This is a genomic window from Streptomyces inhibens, assembly GCF_003389455.1.
Lineage (GTDB): Bacteria > Actinomycetota > Actinomycetes > Streptomycetales > Streptomycetaceae > Streptomyces > Streptomyces inhibens.
In genome coordinates this window covers 21,722-40,025 of sequence record NZ_QUAC01000125.1, presented here as the reverse complement: position 1 = coordinate 40,025, position 18,304 = coordinate 21,722, and the positions used below count along the sequence as shown (strand labels likewise).

General features: G+C 70.8%; 14 protein-coding genes and 1 pseudogene. 11 read left to right on the top strand and 4 right to left on the bottom strand.

Features of this window, described 5'->3' with window-relative positions:
- Positions 1 to 83 precede the first annotated feature (83 nt).
- From DY245_RS15795 to DY245_RS15775, 7 genes are all read left to right on the top strand, one after another.
- Positions 84 to 2,192 carry a putative bifunctional diguanylate cyclase/phosphodiesterase gene (locus DY245_RS15795; RefSeq protein ID WP_181923698.1) on the top strand — a complete coding sequence of 703 codons (2,109 nt, stop codon included), beginning with the start codon at positions 84 to 86 and terminating at the stop codon, positions 2,190 to 2,192.
- 47 nt (positions 2,193 to 2,239) lie between these two features.
- Positions 2,240 to 2,410 (top strand): hypothetical protein, encoded by a 171-nt coding sequence (locus DY245_RS44380; RefSeq protein ID WP_181923697.1) that lies wholly within the window; start codon positions 2,240 to 2,242, stop codon positions 2,408 to 2,410.
- A gap of 199 nt (positions 2,411 to 2,609) precedes the next feature.
- Positions 2,610 to 2,906: an Asp-tRNA(Asn)/Glu-tRNA(Gln) amidotransferase subunit GatC gene (gene gatC, locus DY245_RS44375; RefSeq protein WP_181923696.1), complete on the top strand. Its 297-nt coding sequence runs from the start codon at positions 2,610 to 2,612 to the stop codon at positions 2,904 to 2,906.
- 5 nt (positions 2,907 to 2,911) lie between these two features.
- Positions 2,912 to 4,405: an Asp-tRNA(Asn)/Glu-tRNA(Gln) amidotransferase subunit GatA gene (gene gatA / locus DY245_RS15790; RefSeq protein WP_128507818.1), complete on the top strand. Its 1,494-nt coding sequence runs from the start codon at positions 2,912 to 2,914 to the stop codon at positions 4,403 to 4,405.
- Entirely contained in the window at positions 4,402 to 4,644 is a 243-nt protein-coding gene (locus tag DY245_RS15785) for a hypothetical protein (protein ID WP_128507816.1), read from the top strand. The genes gatA and DY245_RS15785 overlap by 4 nt, the downstream gene beginning before the upstream one ends.
- A 31-nt stretch (positions 4,645 to 4,675) precedes the next feature.
- Complete coding sequence (gatB, locus tag DY245_RS15780) at positions 4,676 to 6,184, top strand: Asp-tRNA(Asn)/Glu-tRNA(Gln) amidotransferase subunit GatB (RefSeq protein WP_128507814.1); 1,509 nt, start codon at positions 4,676 to 4,678, stop codon at positions 6,182 to 6,184.
- A 221-nt stretch (positions 6,185 to 6,405) separates the two neighbouring features.
- Positions 6,406 to 7,311 carry an LLM class F420-dependent oxidoreductase gene (locus tag DY245_RS15775; RefSeq protein ID WP_128507812.1) on the top strand — a complete coding sequence of 302 codons (906 nt, stop codon included), beginning with the start codon at positions 6,406 to 6,408 and terminating at the stop codon, positions 7,309 to 7,311.
- A gap of 41 nt (positions 7,312 to 7,352) precedes the next feature.
- Here DY245_RS15775 and DY245_RS15770 read toward each other — a convergent pair whose 3' ends face one another.
- The gene (locus tag DY245_RS15770) at positions 7,353 to 8,198 is read right to left on the bottom strand and encodes a COG4705 family protein (RefSeq protein ID WP_128507860.1); all 846 of its coding nucleotides are present in this window, start codon (positions 8,196 to 8,198) and stop codon (positions 7,353 to 7,355) included.
- 270 nt (positions 8,199 to 8,468) lie between these two features.
- Here DY245_RS15770 and DY245_RS15765 point away from each other — a divergent pair, with 270 nt between their 5' ends.
- Positions 8,469 to 10,091 carry a N,N-dimethylformamidase beta subunit family domain-containing protein gene (locus DY245_RS15765; RefSeq protein WP_181923694.1) on the top strand — a complete coding sequence of 541 codons (1,623 nt, stop codon included), beginning with the start codon at positions 8,469 to 8,471 and terminating at the stop codon, positions 10,089 to 10,091.
- Between the two features lie 9 nt (positions 10,092 to 10,100).
- Here DY245_RS15765 and DY245_RS15760 read toward each other — a convergent pair whose 3' ends face one another.
- Positions 10,101 to 10,373 carry a DUF397 domain-containing protein gene (locus tag DY245_RS15760; RefSeq protein ID WP_128507810.1) on the bottom strand — a complete coding sequence of 91 codons (273 nt, stop codon included), beginning with the start codon at positions 10,371 to 10,373 and terminating at the stop codon, positions 10,101 to 10,103.
- A complete protein-coding gene (locus tag DY245_RS15755; RefSeq protein WP_128507808.1) occupies positions 10,370 to 11,191 on the bottom strand; it encodes a helix-turn-helix domain-containing protein in 822 nt (273 codons plus the stop codon). The genes DY245_RS15760 and DY245_RS15755 overlap by 4 nt, the downstream gene beginning before the upstream one ends.
- Positions 11,192 to 11,303: 112 nt before the next feature.
- Between DY245_RS15755 and DY245_RS15750 the strand changes: the two genes are divergently transcribed.
- Complete coding sequence (locus DY245_RS15750; RefSeq protein WP_128507806.1) at positions 11,304 to 11,735, top strand: ATP-binding protein; 432 nt, start codon at positions 11,304 to 11,306, stop codon at positions 11,733 to 11,735.
- Here the strand turns inward: DY245_RS15750 and DY245_RS15745 are convergent.
- On the bottom strand, positions 11,720 to 13,435 hold the full coding sequence (locus DY245_RS15745) for a chitinase (protein WP_128507804.1): 1,716 nt from the start codon (positions 13,433 to 13,435) through the stop codon (positions 11,720 to 11,722). The two genes, DY245_RS15750 and DY245_RS15745, sit on opposite strands and share 16 nt — an antisense overlap.
- Positions 13,436 to 13,690: 255 nt before the next feature.
- Between DY245_RS15745 and DY245_RS15740 the strand changes: the two genes are divergently transcribed.
- Positions 13,691 to 15,802: a phosphocholine-specific phospholipase C gene (locus DY245_RS15740; protein ID WP_128507802.1), complete on the top strand. Its 2,112-nt coding sequence runs from the start codon at positions 13,691 to 13,693 to the stop codon at positions 15,800 to 15,802.
- Positions 15,803 to 16,024: 222 nt separating this feature from the next.
- A pseudogene (locus DY245_RS15735) lies at positions 16,025 to 18,152 on the top strand (MMPL family transporter); the annotation flags it as partial.
- Positions 18,153 to 18,304: the final 152 nt, after the last annotated feature.

The following is an 18,304-nucleotide window of genomic DNA, read 5'->3' as shown; positions in this document are numbered from 1 at the left end:
TGCCCGCAGCGGCCTTCCGCGGCCTACTGTTGAGGTGTGCGCCTGCCGTGGCGCGGGCACAGCCGGCTGTGAGAGGGATCGGAATGAAACCGACCGACAGCGCCGCTCCGGCGTCGCGGCTCCGGCGGCTCGTCGTGCCCGCGCTGCCCGCGACCATCGTCATCGTGGCGGGCCTCACGCTCGCCACGGGTGTCATACGCACCCTGGGCGAAGGTGACGCACTCTTCCCCGGGGGCTCCGTAGGCTGGTCGCTGGCGATCCTCACCGGCGTCATCGTCGGGCACCTGGTCGCCCTCGGCCGGGACCGCTGGTGGGGCGGCACGGGCTCCGGCGCCGCGCTCTCCCTCGCCGTCCTGCTGCTGTACGGCTGGCTGCCCGCCACCCTCGTCAGCCTCTCCGTCGTCGTCCTCGTAGGCGCCGCCCGCCGGCACCGCTGGCGACAGGCCGTGGTGCACGGTGCCGTGGACATCCTCGGCATCGGCGCCGCGGCGCTCGGCCTCGCCGCGTTCGGCGTGGTCTCCAGCGTCCGCCGCCCCTGGACTCCGGAGACCTGGAACCTCTCCGTCCTGCCCGAGGTCCTCGTCACCGCCGCCGGCTACCTCCTCGTCAGCCGCGGACTGCTCTGGGTCAGCCTCGCCCCGCGCAGCGGCGGGCTGCCCGCCATCCCCCGAACGGCCGTCGTCCGCCAGGCACTCGTCGGCATCGCGCTGCTCGGCATCTCCCCGCTGATCGCCGTCTGCGCCGTCCACGCGCCGCTGTTGCTGCCGCTGTTCGCGGTCCCGCTGATCGCGCTGGACTCCACCCTCTGGATAGCCCGCGCCCGCGCCGAGGAACAGCTGCGCGACCCGCTCACCGGCCTGCCCAACCGGCAGTGGCTGCTGGAGCGCACCTGGACCGCGCTGGACGACGCCGAGCGCGTCGGCACCCGCTCGGCGCTGGTCCTCATCGACCTGGACCGCTTCCGCTCCGTCAACGACACCCTCGGCCACCTCGCGGGCGACCGCCTGCTGCTGCAGATCGCCGACCGGCTGCGGCACGCCCTCCCGCGCGGCGCCGAGGCGGCCCGGCTCGGCGGCGACGAGTTCGCCGTCCTGCTGCCCACCACCGACTCCCTCACCAGCTCCCAGCGGGTGGCCCGCAACCTCGTCGCCGCCCTCGGATCCCCCCTGGATCTCGACGGCCTGACCCTCGTGCTCGAAGCCAGCGCGGGGGTCGCCGTCTTCCCCGACCACGCCCTGGACGCCGAAGGACTGCTGCGCCGCGCCGATGTGGCGATGTACCAGGCCAAGCGGGACCGCAGCGGCGTCGAGCTCTACGAGGCCAAGCGGGACGGCAACACCCCCGACCGGCTGGGCCTGTTGGGCGATCTGCGGCGCGCCCTGGACGCCGGTGACGTCGAGCTGCACTACCAGCCCAAGGTCGGCTTCGACGGGCATGTCGCCGGTCTGGAGGCCCTGGTCCGCTGGGTGCATCCGGACCGCGGCAGGGTGCCACCGGACGAATTCATCGCCATCGCCGAGTCCTCCGGCCTGATGCCACGGCTGACGGAGTACGTCCTGGAGACGGCGCTCGCCCAGGTGGCGCGCTGGCGCGCGATGGGCCTGGAGGTGCCGGTCGCGGTCAATGTCTCCCCCCGCGATGTGCACTCCCCGGGCTTCGCCGGAGCGGTCGCGGCCCGGCTGGCCCGACATCGCGTCCCACCGGGCGCCCTCCAGCTGGAGATAACCGAGCATGTCCTCCTGGAGGACCCGCAGCGGGCCGCCGACACCCTCGCCGGGCTCACCGCCCACGGCGTGAAGATGTCCCTCGACGACTTCGGCACCGGCTACTCCTCGCTGGTCCATCTGCGGCGCCTCCCGGTCAGCGAGCTCAAGATCGACCGCTCCTTCGTGGCCCGGCTCGCCGTGGACAACGAGGACGCCGAGATCGTCCGCTGCACCCTCGACCTCGCCCACTCCCTCGGCCTCCTGGTCGTCGCCGAGGGCGTCGAGGACGACGAGACCTGGGAGCGGCTGCGTGACCTCGGCTGTGACGCCGTACAGGGCTGGCTGGTGGCGGCCGCGATGCCACCGGACGAAACCACGGCCTGGCTGAGAGCCCGCGGCGAGCACGGCTGGCACCGCGAATCGGAGACGGCCGCCCTGGCGGCGGAGAAGGCCGCCAAGCGCCCTTCGGGACAGGTCTTGAACTGACCCGGCCACCGGCCGTCCCGTGTCCCCGCTCCGAAGACCCCTCGCAGGTGCCCACAGCGCAGGACCGGCCCGATGAGTCCGGGCCGGACGACGAGTCCGACGCATCCGTCGAGCCCGACCCCTCCGGTGGGACGGATGAGGCCGACGGGACGGGCGACGCGGACGCGGCCGAGGGTGCCGCCGAGGCGGAGGAAACGCCCGGGCAGGAGGCTCCCTAGCAGGCCACGCCCCCTCCGGCCGATCGTGGAGAGCCGCCGCCCCAGGCGTTCGCCGGCCGCCCCGGCGAAACGGTTTCGCGGCAGCTCTCCCGTACGCCATAGGATTGGGCCGGAAAAGTTCACAGGAGCATTCGCCAAGAAGACTCCGCCTGGACATTCCACCCGGAACACTCCGCCAAGAACACCAGAGGATCGCTGCATGCCTGGCATCACGCGCGAGGAGGTCGCTCACCTCGCCCGGCTGGCACGTCTGGAGCTGCAGGGCGAAGAGCTCGACCACTTCGCCGGACAGCTCGACGACATCATCGGCGCGGTCGCCCGCGTCTCCGAGGTCGCCGACCAAGACGTACCGCCGACCTCCCACCCGCTGCCCCTGACCAACGTCATGCGGCCGGACGAGGTCCGTCCGTCGCTGACCCCCGAGCAGGCGCTCTCCGGCGCCCCGGCCCAGGAGCAGCAGCGTTTCAAGGTGCCGCAGATCCTGGGTGAGGAGTGACCGACATGGCAGACCTGATCAAGCTCACCGCCGCCGAGATCGCGGCGAAGATCGCCGCCGGCGAGCTCACCGCCGTCGAGGTGACCGAGGCCCACCTGGCCCGGATCGAGGCCGTCGACGAGAAGGTGAACGCCTTCCTGCACATCGACCGCGAGGGCGCGCTCGCCCAGGCCCGCGCCGTGGACGAGAAGAAGGCCCGCGGCGAGAAGCTCGGCCCGCTGGCCGGCGTCCCGCTCGCGCTCAAGGACATCTTCACGACGGAGGGCATTCCCACCACCGTCGGCTCGAAGATCCTCGAAGGCTGGATCCCGCCGTACGACGCGACCCTGACGAAGAAGCTCAAGGCCGCCGACGTCGTCATTCTCGGCAAGACCAACATGGACGAGTTCGCCATGGGGTCCTCCACCGAGAACAGCGCCTACGGGCCGACCGGCAACCCCTGGGACCTGACCAAGATCCCCGGCGGCTCCGGCGGTGGCTCGTCCGCCGCGCTCGCCTCCTTCCAGGCCCCGCTCGCCATCGGCACCGACACCGGCGGCTCCATCCGCCAGCCGGCCGCCGTCACCGGCACCGTCGGCGTCAAGCCCACCTACGGCGGCGTCTCCCGCTACGGCATGGTCGCCTTCTCCAGCTCCCTGGACCAGGGCGGGCCCTGCGCCCGTACGGTCCTGGACGCGGCGCTGCTGCACGAGGTGATCGCCGGGCATGACCCGCTGGACTCCACCTCCATCGACGCGCCCGTACCGCCGGTCGTCGAGGCCGCCCGCAACGGCAGCGTCGAGGGCATGCGCGTCGGCGTCGTCAAGCAGTTCCGCGGCGAGGGCTACCAGGCCGGTGTCATCCAGCGCTTCGACGAGTCGGTCGCGCTGATGAAGGAGCTGGGCGCCGAGATCGTCGAGCTGGACTGCCCGTCCTTCGACCTGGCGCTGTCCGCGTACTACCTCATCGCGCCCTCGGAGTGCTCCTCCAACCTGGCCCGCTTCGACGCCATGCGCTACGGCCTGCGGGTCGGCGACGACGGCACGAAGTCCGCCGAGGAGGTCACCGCCCTGACCCGTGAGGCCGGCTTCGGCCCCGAGGTCAAGCGCCGGATCATGCTCGGCACGTACGCGCTCAGCTCCGGCTACTACGACGCGTACTACGGCTCCGCCCAGAAGGTGCGGACGCTGATCACCCGCGACTTCGAGAAGGCCTTCGAGCAGGTCGACGTGATCGTCTCGCCGACCACGCCCACCACCGCCTTCCCGATCGGCGAGCGGGCCGACGACCCGATGGCCATGTACCTCGCCGACCTGTGCACGATCCCCACCAACCTGGCAGGCAACGCGGCCATGTCGCTGCCCTGCGGCCTGGCCCCCGAGGACGGGCTGCCGGTGGGCCTGCAGATCATCGCCCCTGCCATGGCCGACGACCGGCTCTACAAGGTCGGTGCCGCGGTCGAGGCCGCGTTCACCGCCAAGTGGGGTCACCCGCTGCTAGAGGAGGCACCCGCACTGTGAGTGGAAAGCTTGCCAAGGCCAAGGGCTTCAAGAAGTCCAAGCCCGGTACGTATCTGTCCATCGGCACCACGCTGTTCGGCGCGGTGAGCGTCGTCAAGCAGGCGAAGAAGGCCAAGCTGGAGCAGGACAAGCTCCAGCTGGTCGACGCCGTAGTCTCCGCCGCCGCCATCGTCACCGGCGTCGCGCTCCTCATCCGCGAACTGCGCCGTCTCAACGACGACGACGTCCTCGCGGACTGATCGGCGCCGGACCTGAGAGGTTAGTTTCACCGTGACTGTCACCGACCTGGTGTCGTACGAGGACGCGCTGGACACCTACGACCCCGTCATGGGGCTTGAGGTACACGTCGAACTCGGAACCAAGACCAAGATGTTCTGCGGGTGTTCCACCACGCTCGGCGCCGAGCCCAACTCGCAGACCTGCCCCACCTGCCTCGGCATGCCCGGCTCGCTGCCGGTCGTCAACGCGATCGGCGTCGAGTCCGCCATCAAGATCGGCCTGGCGCTGAACTGCACCATCGCCGAATGGTGCCGTTTCGCCCGGAAGAACTACTTCTATCCGGACATGCCGAAGAACTTCCAGACCTCCCAGTACGACGAGCCGATCGCCTTCGACGGCTACCTCGACGTACAGCTGGAGGACGGCGAGGTCTTCCGGGTGCACATCGAGCGCGCCCACATGGAGGAGGACACCGGCAAGTCCACCCACGTCGGCGGTGCCACCGGCCGTATCCAGGGCGCCCGGCACTCGCTCCTGGACTACAACCGCGCCGGCATCCCGCTCATCGAGATCGTCACCAAGCCCATCGAGGGCGCGGGTGAGCGGGCCCCCGAGGTCGCCAAGGCGTACGTCGCCGAGCTGCGTGAGCTCATCAAGGCGCTGGACGTCTCCGAGGCCCGTATGGAGCAGGGCCAGATGCGCTGCGACGTGAACCTCTCGCTGCGCCCCAAGGGCACCGAGAAGTTCGGCACCCGTAGTGAGACGAAGAACGTCAACTCCCTGCGCTCCGTGGAGCGTGCGGCCCGCTTCGAGATCCAGCGGCACGCCGCGGTGCTCTCGTCCGGCGGCACGATCATCCAGGAGACCCGTCACTTCCACGAGGAGGACGGCTCCACGACCTCCGGCCGGATCAAGGAAGAGGCCGAGGACTACCGCTACTTCCCCGAGCCGGACCTGGTGCCGGTGGCCCCCTCCCGTGAGTGGGTCGAGGAACTGCGCGCCGTGCTGCCCGAGCTTCCGCGCGTACGCCGCAACCGGCTGCGCGAGGAGTGGGGCATCTCCGAGCACGACATGCAGTCGATCCTCAACGCGGGCGCGGTCGACCTGATCACCGCCACCGTCGAGGCCGGTGCCGACTCCGCCGCCGCCCGTAAGTGGTGGATGGGCGAGCTCGCGCGTCGCGCCAACGAGGACGGCGTGGAGCTGGCCGCCCTGCCGATCACCCCCGAGCAGGTCGCCCGGGTCACCGCACTGGTCGCCGACGGCTCCCTCAACGACAAGCTGGCCCGCCAGACGATCGAGGGCGTGCTGGCCGGCGAGGGTGACCCCGACACGGTCGTCGAGAAGCGCGGTCTGAAGGTCGTCTCCGACGAGGGCGCCCTGGGCACCGCCGTCGACGAGGCGATCGCCGCCAACGCCGCCATCGCCGACAAGATCCGCGGCGGCAAGGTCGCCGCGGCCGGCGCCCTGGTCGGCGCGGTCATGAAGGCCACACGTGGCCAGGCCGACGCGGCACGCGTACGGGAACTGATTCTTGAGCGCCTTGGCGCGAAAGAATGATTGAGCACAGCCTGGAGAAGCTGGGCGTCGAGGGCTGACGCACCACTGATCCGGTAGCGCGAAGCGGCCGTCCTCCTACGGGAGGGCGGCCGCTTCGCGTACCCCCACCCGTTTGGCCCGGCCAGGGAATGCCGGGGCGCGCCGCCGTGCTGTGATCAGGGAGAGGCCCCGTCCGCCGCGGACGCGGACGGGGCCGCCACCCCTTTGCCAGTGGAGGAACGGTGCAGCAGCACGCTCTTGCTTCGCGGATCGGCCGGGTCGGCGTCTGGCACGGCGGTCTGGGCCAGGTGCCGGCCGCCACCGCCCGGCAGGCGGCGGCCGAGATCGAGCAACTGGGCTACGGCGCCCTGTGGTTCGGTGAAGGGCCCGCCGGCAAGGAGGCGTTCAGCCACGCGGGCCTGCTGCTCGGTGCCACGGAGCGGATCACCATCGCCACCGGCATCGCCAACATCTGGGGCCGCGACGCCGCCGCCGCGAACAGCGCCGCGCACACCCTCGCCGAGGCGTACGACGGCCGTTTCCTGCTCGGCCTGGGCGCCAGTCACGCCCCGATCGTCAATCTGCGCGGCCATACGTACGCCAAGCCGCTCGCCGCGATGCGCGACTACCTCGACGCGATGGACGCCGCCCCGTACGAGGGCCCGGTGGCCGACCCCGCGCCGGCCCGGGTGCTGGCGGCGCTCGGCCCGAAGATGCTGGAGCTGGCCAGGGACCGGGCGGCCGGCGCCCATCCGTACTTCGTCCCCACGGAGCACACCGCCCGCGCCCGTGAGGTCCTGGGCACCGGCCCGCTGCTCGCCCCCGAACAGGCGGTACTCCTGGAGACCGACCCGGCCAAGGCCCGCGCCCTGGCCCGCGAGCACCACACGCGCTTCTACCTGGAACTGCCGAACTACGTAGGCAATCTGCGCCGGTTCGGCTTCGATGACGACGACTTCACCGGCGGCGGCAGCGACCGGCTGGTGGACGCGATGGTGGCATGGGGCGACGCGGACGCCATCCGGCGGCGCGTACAGGAACACCGCGACGCGGGCGCCGACCATGTGGCCATCCAGCCGCTGGTGGCCAACCGCGGCCTGGGCCTCGATCAACTCCGGGAGCTGGCGCCGGTGTTGACCGGCTCCTGAGGCCGGACGGCGGCGCGCAGCGGAGTCAGGGCTGCTTTGCCTCAGACGGCGGTGCCCATGGCCGACTGCTCGGGCGGGGTGTCCTTGTGGCTGATCGCCAGGTAGCCCACGAGCAGAACGATCGGCACGATGAGCGTCAGTGTGACCGGCCCCGTCCCCCGGCCGAGGCCGCCGCGGGACGTGGAGACGCCCATCCAGTCGGCGAAGGAGGCCCCGAGCGGGCGGGTCAGCACGTACGCCCACCAGAAGGCTGCGACGGCGTTGAGCCCGAGAAAGCGCCCCGACAGTGCGGGCACCGCGATGAGGGCGGTGAACAGGATGCCGGAGGTGAGATACCCCCAGCCCAGGGTGCCTGCGGTGAGGTCGCCGACCGCGGTGCCCAGGGCGAAGGTGGCGAGCACCGTCGCCCAGTAGAACGTCTCGCGGCGACGGGTGCGGATGCTGTGGATGGACAGCGTTCCCTCGGACACGTACCAGGCCGTCAGGATCGCGGCCAGCCCGACCGAGAAGGCGATGACCGAGACCGTGTAGGGGATTTTGGCCACGACATGGACGACATCGGCCGCCATGGTGCCGAACACGCTGACCATGACGATGGCGGACCAGTAGACCCAGGGCCGGTAGCGAGTGGTCCGGAACTGGAGAACCAGCAGGGCCACGAGCCCGGCCAGTCCGAGGCTGCCGGCCGGTAGGGGCCCGAGCGTCCGGCCGAGGTAGTCCGAGGCCGTCTCGCCCATGCCTGTGGTGAGTACCTTCACTCCCCAGAACAGGGCCGTGACCTGCGGTACCTTGCTCCAGCCCGGCCCGTGTCCGCCACCGGGCAACGGGGGGCGGGACCGCTCCTCGCCCACGGGCCGTGCCAGTGCCTCGCTGCTCGACTGCGCCATCGTCATGTCCGCCCTCCCGGCGCGGTGCGCCGTGTCCGCAACCTTCAGCACGTCGGGCGCTGTTCAGCCGACCACGCGTGGTCGGTGGTCTCGCCCGGTCATCGTCTACATGACTGTAGACGATGGATCGGCGGGAGCCGTGGCCGCCTCCGGTCCGCGGGCCCGGGGCCGCCGTTCCCGCATCCGGCCTCCTCAAGTCGTCCGACGGCGCGCGTCAGCGGATGATCGTCCTGACGGTTCGGCGGGAAAGGTGCGCACGGGAGCAGCGTGATGGGCGACGACCCACAGCACGGTGATCAGCGCCGAGGCGGCGCGGAATGCGGCACCGGCGGCCCGGACGGCACCGGCGGCCCAGGCGGCCTGGGGCGCAGGCGATTCCTGGGGGCCGCCGCCATGGGGGCCGCCGGTGTTGCCGTGGGAGTGAGCGCCGGATGTGACTCCACGTCGGGCACAAGCCCCGGCGCCGGCCCCACCGGTGGCGATGAGCCGGACCTCGCCGCGGAGCGGGACCGGCCGGGAGACCCCGACTGGCGGATCCGCTCGGCCGGTCCGCCGGACGCGGTCGAGGGCTACACCGACAAGGTGAGCGTCCTGCCGGGCGAGGAGTTCGGGCTGTATGTCTCGACCACCGCACCCGGCTTCCGCGTTGCGGCCTACCGAGTGGGCTGGTACCGCGGAGCCCAGGCCCGGCTGGTCTGGCGTTCGGACCGGGTGGCCGGGCAGCGCCAGCGCCGCTCGCGACCGCTGCCCGGGACCCGCACCGTACGGGCCGACTGGCGGCGCACCCTCGATGTGCGCGCCCACGGCTGGCCGCCGGGCGCCTATCTGCTCCGGCTGGACGCGGAGCACGGACACCAGCGGTACGTCCCGCTGATCGTCCGCTCGGCACATACCGCCGGCCGGACGGCCTTGATGCACGCGGTGACGACGTGGCAGGCGTACAACGCATGGGGCGGCTACAGCCTCTACCAGGGCGCGGACGGCGCGTACGGGACGCGGTCGCTGGCCGTCAGCTTCGACCGGCCGTACGACACCAACGGCGCCGGGAAGTTCCTGGTCTACGAGCGCGCGCTGGTGGTCCTCGCGGAACGGCTCGGCATCCCGCTGGCCTACACCACCGGTGTGGATGTCCACCTCACCCCGTCGCTGCTGCGGGGCGCCACGGCGCTGCTCTCGCTCGGCCACGACGAATACTGGACACCGCAGCAGCGCCGGCACGTCACCCGGGCCCGCGACGCCGGCACCAACCTGGCCTTCCTCGGGGCCAACGCCTGCTTCCGCCGGGTCAGGCTGGAGCCGGGACCGTCCGGCACCCTGCGCACCGTGGTCTGCTACAAGACCGCCTACCGGGACGATCCGCAGTTCGCCGGCCACGGCGCACCGCCGACCCACGACTTCCGCCAACCGCCCGCCGCCGACCCGGAGTCCGCCCTGACCGGCGTCTTCTACGAGGGCTACCCCACGGACGCGCCCTATGTCGTCCACAGCGCGGACCACTGGCTCTTCGCGGGCACCGGAGCGAAGCGCGGCGCGGCCTTCGACCACCTCGTCGGGGTGGAGTACGACCGGGTCACCCCGGAGGCGCCCACACCGGCCCGGCTGGAGATCCTCGCCCACTCCCCACTGGTCTGCAACGGCCGGAGCAGCCACGCGGACTCCGCGTACTACACCGTGCCGAGCGGCGCCGGTGTCTTCTCCTCCGGAACGATGCGGTGGGTCGAGGCGCTCATGGCCGGGACGCGCGAGAACGGCCGCAATCACCGCATGGACGGCCGCACGGGAGCGTTCGTCACCCGCACCACCGAGAATCTCCTCCGCGCCTTCGCCGTGGGCCCTGCCGCGAAGACACGGCCGGCGCCCCGCAACAACGTGGCGAGCGTGTACGGGACTTAGCGGCGCCGGTCAGGCGGTGACGTCGGCGAGGAACGCGGCCCAGGCGGTGGCGCTCAGCGTGAGCGCCGGGCCGTCGGGGTTCTTGGAGTCGCGGACGTGGATGGTGGCGTGGGGGGACGAGCAGGTGGCGACCTCGACGCAGTCGCCGCCCGCACTGCCGCTGTAGCTGGACTTGCGCCACTCGTAGGCGACCTCGATGCAGGCGCCGCCCTGGTCGCTGCTGTAGCTGGACTTGAACCAGGTGAGATCGTCCGAGGTGTGTGGGGCGGCTGCGCTGGTCATGACCCTCCTAGCAGATCGTCCAGCAGGCTCATGGTCTCCTCGGGCGTAAGAGCCTGCGAGCGCAGCATTCCATACTTCTGCTGGAGCGCACTGACGTGATCGGGGTCATCGTGGAGGAAGCTGGTCAACTGTCCTTCGACGTAGGCCAGATCATCGTGATCGGGCGTCTCCAGCACGATCATCGGCCCTGCAAGTCCGGCGTGATTCCCGCGACTCGTAGGCATGATCTGCAGCCCGAGGAAGGGGAGTTCTGCACATTGCCGCAGATGTCGAATCTGCTCGTGCATCACTTCGGCTCCTCCCACGGGCCGATGCAGGGTCACTTCCTCCAGGATGAAGTTCATCATCGGGGGAGGCTTGCGGGTAAGGGCCTTCTGCCGATTCAGTCGACCTGTCACCCACTCCTCAAATTGCTCCCCGCCAATCGGAGGGTAGAGGCAATGGAAGACCGCGCGGATGTATGCCTCGGTCTGTAGCAGCCCAGGTACAACCTGGTTCTCGTACCACAGCAGCGTCAGCGCCTCTTCTTCGTACTCAAGGTAGTCCTGAACGAACGCAGGCAGCTTCTCCCGCACCGGTACTTTCCTCACCGCGATCGCCAACGCGCCCTTGGTGTCCAGAAGTTCATCGAACGTCTCGGCCAGGTCGATCTTCAGCGGTCTGCGGCCCTGCTCGATGGAGCCGATGGTGTCCTCGTGGAGCCCGACCCGCTCGGCCAGGCCGGGCTGGGTGATGCGGGCGGCCTTCCGGAAGTGACTCAGCAGGGCGCCGATCACATGCCAGGAAGTGATCTTCTTTGGTTTTTTCGCCGGGTGCATGCGGCTTGCCTTCCCCCCGTCGTGCCTGTCTGATGCGGCCAGAAGTCGTACATCGCATCTGTACGACTTCACGCTGTGGCTCAGTCTAGTCACTCACTGTGACAGTGGCGGCATGCAAAAGGAGATGCAGGCACTCTGCGCCCGTACGGCGTTCTACCGGCGCGAGCGCCGATCCGTGCCGCTGGCAAGGGAGTTCGCCCGTAACGCGCTTGCCGACTGGGATCTGGAGCACCTGGCGGACGACGTCCTGCTGTGTGTGAGCGAACTGGCCACCAATGCCCTGCTGCACGGCGTCCCGCCCGGCCGTGGCTACCGGTTGTGGCTGTCGCTGGAAGAGGACGGGATGGTGCGCGTCGAGGTGCATGACAGCGGTGACGGGGAGCCGCGGGTTCCGGTGCCGTACGACGAGGCGGAGGGGGAGGCCGGGCGGGGGCTGCTGCTGGTGTCCGCGCTCGCCGACGCGTGGGGCGTCGGCGAGCGCGTTCCGGGGAAGGCCGTGTGGTGCGCGTTCCGCGGTTACGGCAAGGGCTACGGCAGGCCGTGAACGTGCGGGCCGACCGCGTTCGACCAGGCGTTGCCGCTCGCCGCGTCCCAGTTGGTCGACCAGGTCATGGCGCCCCGTACGCCGGGGTAGGTGCGGGCCGGTTTGAAGGAGCCGCAGTTGGTGCCCTTGGCCAGGCAGTCCAGGGCGGCGTTGACGACGCCCGGGGCGACATAGCCGCTGCCCGCGCCGCGGGTGGAGGCGGGCAGGCCCAGGCTCACCTGGGAGGGGTCGAGGCCGCCTTCGAGCTGGATGCAGGCCAGCGCGGTGAGGAAGTCGACGGTGCCCTGGGAGTAGACCTTGCCGTCGCAGCCGTTCATCGAACCGCTGTTGTAGTACTGGGTGTTGACGACGGTGAGGATGTCCTTGATGTTCAGCGCCGTCTTGAAGTAGCCGCCCGCGGTGGACTGCATGTCGATGGTCTGCGGGGCCATGGTGATGACGAGCTTGCTGCCCGCCTTCTGGGAGAGCGAGCGCAGTGCCTGGGTCATATAGGTGGGGTCGAGGCCGTTCTCCAGGTCGATGTCGACGCCGTTGAAGCCGTACTGCTGCATGAGGGTGTAGAGGCTGTCGGCGAAGTTGTTCGCCGAAGTGGTGTCGTTGACGGAGACGGTGCCCTTTTCGCCGCCGACGGAGATGACGACCGACGTGCCGGCCGCCTGCTTGGCCTTGATGTCGGCCTTGAACTGCTCGACGGCGTAGCCGCCCAGGCCGGCCGAGTCGAGGTTGAAGGTGACGGCGCCGGGTGTGGTGGTGGCGTCCGCGAAGGCGACGGCGATGATGTCGTACTGGCCCGGTACGTCGCTGATCTTCTGGACGGTGGCGCCGTTGTTGAAGTTCTGCCAGTAGCCGGTGACCGCGTGCCGGGGGACTGAGGGGTCGCTGCCGCCGCCTGAGGGGGTGGTGATGGCGGTGATCTCCGCCGAACGGGCCGATTCGCCGGCCGCGTTGGTGGCGGAGACCTGGAAGCGGTACGTGGTGGAGGGGGTCAGGCCGGTCAGTGTGGCCGAGGTGCCGCTGACGGTCCGGTCCTTGGCGCCGTCGCGGTAGACGGTGTAGCCGGTGGCGCCGGAGACCGGGTTCCAGGACAGGGCGACCGAGGAGGACGTCACGGAGCCGGCCGTCAGGCCGCCGGGGGCCGCGGGGACCTCGGGGCCGGGGTCGGTGCCGCCTCCGCCGTCGGGGCCGAGGACGCTGATGTCATCGGCGTAGTAGGGCGGTTGGGCGTACCAGCCGTGGGTGTAGACGGTGACGGAGGTGGTGTGGGGGCCCGTGGTGAAGCTCGTGGTGAGCTGCTGCCAGGTGGGGGCGGACGGGGTCCAGGTGGAGACGTCGGTGGTGCCGGTGCCGGAGGCGCCCAGGTAGACGTAGGAGCCCTGGACGTACGCGCTGAGCCGGTAGGCCGAGTCGGGCTTGACGGCGACGGTCTGGGAGCAGGTGGCGTTGTCCGAGGCGGTGGGGGTGACCTTGAGGGCGGCGGTGCCGCTGTGGACGGGGGAGGCGGCGGTGCTGCCGCTCGACGCCGAGCAGGTCCAGTTGCTCAGCCCGGATTCGTAACCGGCGTTCTTGGCGACGTTGACGTCGGTGGCTGCGGCGGGCGTGGCCGAGGCGGTCGTGGTGACCGCCGCGACGGCGACGACCGCGAGGAGCGTGGTGAGCAGGCGTCTGTGGCGGGACCGTCCGATGTGTGGGGTGCGAGGCATACGTGTCTCCAGTGCCGAAGGGGGGAACACGGGGAGAACTGCGCGAGACGGTGGCCACCGCTACTGGGCCAACAGAATGGTTCAGACCAATGGGTCGGTCAAGAGGTGGGGCGTATCGGGGACTTGCGCGCGTCAACCGTTCCCAAAGTTGTCACCCCGAGACCTATCGCCCGTCACGGCAGTTCGCTACCGTCCCCGTCGCATCATCTCAATGGGCTGGTCGCAAACCATTGACTGACGACTGGGAGGTCGGGCGTGGCACCGGAGGTATCTCGTAGACGCGTACTGGGAGTTGGCGCTGCCGCGGCGGGTGCGGCGATGGCCGGCTCGCTGCTGCCGCCGTCGTTGCAGCAGGCGATGGCCGACGACGCGGCGCGGCCGGCGCGCGGGCAGGGCGGGCTCAAGGACATCAAGCATGTCGTCGTGCTGATGCAGGAGAACCGTTCCTTCGACCACTACTTCGGGATGCTGCGCGGCGTACGCGGCTACGCCGACCGCAATGCGGTCGAGCTGCCCGGCGGCCGGAGCGTCTTCGAGCAGCCGGGGCTGCTGGGCGTCGGGACCGTGCTGCCGTTCTCGGTGCGCGAGGCGGCCGCCGCGCAGAACAAGGACCTGCAGTACATCGGGGCGCTGGACCACGGCTGGGACGGCGGGTCCAAGGCGTGGAACGGCGGCTGGATGAACAACTGGGTCACCGCCAAGACCGCCGCCACGATGGCGCACTACGACCGTAAGGACATTCCGCTGCACTACGAGCTCGCGGACACCTTCACCGTCTGCGACGCGTACCACTCCTCGATCCACTCCTCCACCAGCCCCAACCGCAACCACCTGGTCAGCGGCTGGACCGGCTTCGAGCCGGGCGGCAAGCGGGCCGTGGGCAACGACGCGTACGACGAGGACACCCACACCGGCTACACCTGGACGACCTACGCCGAGCGGCTGGAGAAGGCCGGCCGCAGCTGGCGGGTCTACCAGGAGTGGGACAACTTCACCGACAACAACCTGGAGTTCTACGCGAGCTTCAAGGCGGTCGCGAAGAAGGCCCTGGCCAAGGTGGACGGGGTGCACACCATGACCGCCTTCTACGGGAAGGTGGCCGGCGCCGACGTGGCCGGCCGGACGCGGCTACAGGGGCAGCTGGACGAGGGCGTCAAGGGGCTGAGCCGCGCCGAGCGGAGCCTGTTCGAGCGGGCGCTGCGGCGGGGCGAGCCGGACACCACCGCGACCGCCTTCGCCGCCGATGTGGCGAGCGGCAAGCTGCCCGAGGTGTCGTACATCGTGCCGTCCGCCGCGGACTCCGAGCACCCCGGCGATTCCTCGCCGGTCGAGAGCGCCACCCTCGTCTACAAGGTGCTGGACGCGCTCGGCAAGAACCCGGACGTCTGGCGGCACACCGCGCTCTTCCTGACGTACGACGAGAACGACGGCTTCTTCGACCATGTGCCGCCGCCGGTGCCGCCGGCCGGGACGGACGGGGAGTTCTGGGACGGGCGCCCGACCGGTCTGGGCATGCGGGTGCCGATGATCGTCATCTCGCCGTGGACGGTCGGCGGCTACGCCTGCTCGCAGGTCTTCGACCACACCTCGATCAATCGTTTCCTGGAGCGCTGGACGGGGATCAAGGAGCCGAACATCAGCGCCTGGCGGCGGACCGTCTGCGGCGATCTGACCGCCGCCTTCGACTTCTCGCGCGGGCGCAAGCAGCCGGCGGTGCGGCAGCCGGGCGAGATCCCGGCGTTCAGCGGGCGGTGGTCGCCCCTGCCGCCGGCCCGGCAGGCGCTGCCGCAGCAGGAGCACGGCAGCCGGCCGGCCAGGGCCCTGCCGTACCAGCCGGACGCGGACGGCGGCTTCGACCCGGCCGCCTCGGTCTTCCGGATGGCCGTCCGCAACGCCGGGAAGGCCTCCGCGCATCTCGCCCTCTATCCGTATGCGAAGGAATTCGACGCGCCGCAGCACCGCGATGTGCGCGGCACGGCGGAGTGGGAGGTGCCGGTGAAGGACGGTGCGTACCGCTTCACGGTCACCGGGCCGAACGGCTTCCGGCGGGAATTCGCCGGTACGGGACAGGGCGCGGCCGCGGCCGTCAAGATCAGCACGCGGATCGACGCCGGGCGCCGGGAGCTCCATCTGACCGTCGTCAACCACGGCCGCCACGATCTGACCTGCACCCTCAAGCCGCTCGCGTACGCGGACACCGCGCCGCGCACGGTGAAGGTGAAGGCCCACAGCACCCGCACCGTCGCGCATGCCGCCGCCGACGCGCACGGCTGGTACGACCTCGCGCTCACGGTCGCCGAGGACGCGTCCTTCCACCGCCGGCTGATGGGGCATGTGGAGAACGGCGAGGAGTCGGTCACCGGCTGAGGCGGCGGGCCGGAGCCCGCGGGAAGAGTTCCCACTTCCCATCCCTTTGTGGGGAAATCCACAAAGGCGACAAAGGATCTTTTCGGACTGACAGTCTGCTCAGTCAGGGGCCCGCCACTCCTTCGTCGGCAGCGGCGGGCCCCCTTCTACCCGTACATCCGCGCTCGGCACCACCCGCCCCCGGGAGTTATCGACGCACAACCCGGGAAGCAGACGAGATCCGTGACCGCTCTGGCTCGGTGGTGTCTCAGGCGCCGCATCGTGGTGATCGTCCTCTGGCTCGCCGCTTTCGCGGGGGTCGCCGTCGCCGCGGGGGTCGCCGGTTCCGCGTACTCGAACAACTACGAGGTTCCCGGGACCGAATCCGGGCAGGCCTCGGCCCAGATGGCGCAGGCCTTCCCCGGCCGGTCCGGGGACAGCGACAGCATCGTGTGGCACACGGAGTCCGGCACCGTGCGGGCCGCCGCGGTCGAGAAGACCATGTCGCGCACGCTGGCGAAGGTCGCCGAGCTGCCCGGCGTCTCCGAGGTGCAGAGCCCGTACGGCAAGCAGGCCGACGGAGCGCAGGGCGGGCGGCAGATCAGCAAGGACGGGCACACCGCCTACGCCTCCGTCGTCTTCGACCGGCCCACCGACGAACTGGACCCGGCCCAGGTCCACAAGGTCGTCGACACCGCGCGGGCCGCTGCCGGCGACGGGCTCCAGGTCGAGCTGGGCGGCGCCGGGATCGCGCTGACCGAGGCACCACGGGCCCAGCTCCCGGAAATCATCGGACTGTGCGCCGCGGCCGTGGTGCTCTTCCTCGCCTTCGGGTCGCTCGCCGCGACCTTCCTGCCGATCATCACCGCGGTCGCCGCCGTCGGCACCGCCTCCGCCGGCATCACGCTGCTCAGCCACGCCATGACCGTCGCCGACTTCGCCCCGATGCTGGGCATGCTGATCGGCCTCGGCGTCGGCATCGACTATGCGCTGTTCATCGTCACCCGGCACCGCAAGGGCCTTCGAGCGGGCCTTACCGTCGACGAGGCCGCCACCCGCGCGGTAACGGTGTCCGGGCGCGCGGTCGTCTTCGCCGGGGCCACCGTCTGTATCGCGCTGCTCGGCATGCTGATCCTGCGGCTGAGCTTCCTCAACGGCGTCGCCCTCGCCGCCTCGCTCACCGTCGTCCTGACCGTGGCCGCCTCCATCACCCTGCTGCCGGCGCTGCTCGGGCTGATCGGGACACGGGCGCTCGGCCGCCGCGAGCGCCGGCAGCTGGCCGAGCACGGACCGCGGCGCGAGCGGCCCACCGGTATCGCCGCCCGCTGGTCGGGCTTCGTCGAGCGGCACCCCAAACTGCTGGGCATGGCCGCGGCCGCCGTCATGATCGTGCTCGCACTGCCCACCTTCGGCCTCCACCTGGGCACCTCCGACCAGGGCAACAACCCCGCCACCTCGACCAGCCGCAAGGCCTACGACCTGCTGGCCGGCGGCGGGGCCGGCGCCGGCCACGGGGGCGGCTTCGGGCCCGGCTTCAACGGGCCGCTGACGCTCGTCGGCACCCTCGACGGGGCCAAGGACCGGCTCGCCTTCGACAAACTGCCCGACCGGCTGCGGCACACGCCCGGCGTCGCCCAGGTCAGCGGCCCCGAGTTCAACGGCAGCCGCGGCACCGGCGTGATCACGGTGGTACCCACCAGCTCACCGCAGTCCCGGCAGACCTCCGACCTGGTGGCACGGCTGCGTACGGACGTACTGCCGGCCGCCGAGGGGCAGACCACGATGCAGGTGCGGGTCGGCGGCGTCACCGCGAGCTACGACGACTTCGCGTCCGTCATCGTCGGCAAGCTGCCGCTCTTCATCGGCGTCGTCATCGCGTTCGGCTCGCTCCTGCTGCTGCTCGCCTTCCGCAGCATCGGCATCCCCCTCAAGGCCGCGCTGATGAATGTCACGGCGGTCGCCTCCTCCTTCGGGATCGTCACCGCGATCTTCCAGTGGGGGTGGGGCAGTGAGCTGCTGGGGCTGGGCAGCGCCGGCCCGATCGAACCGTTCCTGCCGGTCATCATGGTGTCGGTGCTCTTCGGACTGTCCATGGACTACCAGGTCTTCCTGGTCAGCCGGATGTACGAGGAGTGGCAGCTGACACGGGACAACTGCCGGGCGGTACGGGTCGGACTCGCCGAGACCAGCCGGGTGATCAACTCGGCGGCGGTCATCATGATCGCGGTCTTCGCGGCGTTCATCCTCAGCGGCGACCGGACCATCGCGATGTTCGGCATCGGCCTGGCCTCCGCCGTCGCCCTGGACGCCTTCGTCCTGCGTACGCTGCTGGTGCCCGCCCTGATGCACATGCTGGGCGGCGCCAACTGGTNACGCTGCTGGTGCCCGCCCTGATGCACATGCTGGGCGGCGCCAACTGGTGGCTGCCGTCATGGCTCGACCGCCGGCTGCCCCGGATCAGCATCGAACCGCCGCCGGAGCCGGACGGTGCGGCGGGCCCGGCCGAGCCGGCCGGCGAGAAGC